At 68.3% G+C, this 1,327-nt stretch carries 1 protein-coding gene; it reads left to right on the top strand.

Features of this window, described 5'->3' with window-relative positions; all coding sequences use genetic code 11:
- Positions 1-51: 51 nt before the first annotated feature.
- Positions 52-1,298, top strand: a protein-coding gene (locus ACWEVO_RS36570) for an IS3 family transposase (RefSeq protein WP_452311958.1) whose coding sequence is annotated in 2 segments (ribosomal slippage) — positions 52-334 and positions 334-1,298 — 1,248 coding nt in all. Because the reading frame shifts where the segments join, the coding sequence is not laid out codon by codon here.
- Positions 1,299-1,327: the final 29 nt, after the last annotated feature.

Below are 1,327 nucleotides of genomic sequence, written 5' to 3'. Positions count from 1 at the left end.
TGAACCGCCCCGGATCTTGTAGAGACTTCCCGGCTTGGGAAGGATCGAGAGATGGCAGGAACGAAGCCGTATCCGCAGGAGTTGCGTGAGCGGGCGGTGCGGATGGTCGTGGAGGTGCGGCCGAACTACGAGTCGGACTGGGCGGCCATCACCGCCGTGGCGGCCCGGCTCGGGATCGGCACGGCCGAGACGCTGCGCAAGTGGGTCCGTCAGGCGCAGGTCAACGACGGGCAACGGCCCGGGGTCACGACGGAGGAGTCGGCGGAGCTGAAGCGGCTGCGGCGGGAGAACGCCGAGCTGCGGCGGGCGAATGAGATCTTGAAGGCCGCGTCGGCTTTCTTCGCGGCCGAGCTCGACCGGCCTACGACACGCTGGTGAGATTCGTCGACGCCCATCGGGGCCGCTTCGGCGGAGTCGAGCCGATCTGCCGCGTGCTGCGCCAGCACGGGCTGCAGATCACCCCGAGCGGCTACTGGGCAGCCAAGAAGCGTCCGCCGTCGAAGCGGCAGGTGCGCGATGCGCGGCTGACGGAACTCGTCCGTGGGATCCACGCCGCGAACTACGGCGTATACGGAGCCCGCAAGGTCTGGCACGAACTGCACCGCCAAGGTCACGCGACGGCTCGGTGCACGGTCGAACGGTTGATGCGTGATGCTGGCCTGGCCGGCGTCGTCCGCGGCAAGAAGATCCGCACCACCATGTCGGACCCTGGGCATCAGCGGGCCGCTGATCTGCTCCACCGGGACTTCACCGCAGCCCGGCCGAACAGGTGCTGGGTCGCGGACTTCACGCACGTCGCGACCTGGTCGGGCGTGGTCTACGTCGCGTTCGTCGTCGACGTGTACTCCCGGGCGATCGTGGGCTGGTCCGCGGCGACTAACAAGCGCACCCCGCTGGTCCTGGCCGCCCTGGACATGGGGCTGTGGCGCCGCGACCGCGCCGGACGGCCGGTCGGGGCGGGCCTGATACATCACAGCGATGCGGGCAGTCAGTACACGTCGTTCCGGTTCACCACCCACCTGCTCGACGCCGGTATCGACGCCTCCATCGGCAGCGTCGGCGACGCCCTCGACAACGCGCTGATGGAATCCACCATCGGCCTCTACAAGACCGAGCTGATCAAACCCCGCCGGCCGTGGCGCAGCCTGGCCCAGGTCGAACTGGCCACCGCAGAGTGGGTCGACTGGTACAACAACCAGCGCCTGCACTCAGCCACCGGCCACGTGCCACCCACCGAATACGAATCGATGTTCTACGCTCAACCCCAGCCCCGCGAGGTGGTTGGAGCCAACAGTTGAGGTCTCCACAGAACCCGGGGCGGTTCACA

The organism is Micromonospora sp. NPDC003776, from assembly GCF_053605645.1.
The sequence above is the reverse complement of the archived record's forward strand: the minus strand, read 5'-3'. Positions and strand labels throughout refer to the sequence as shown.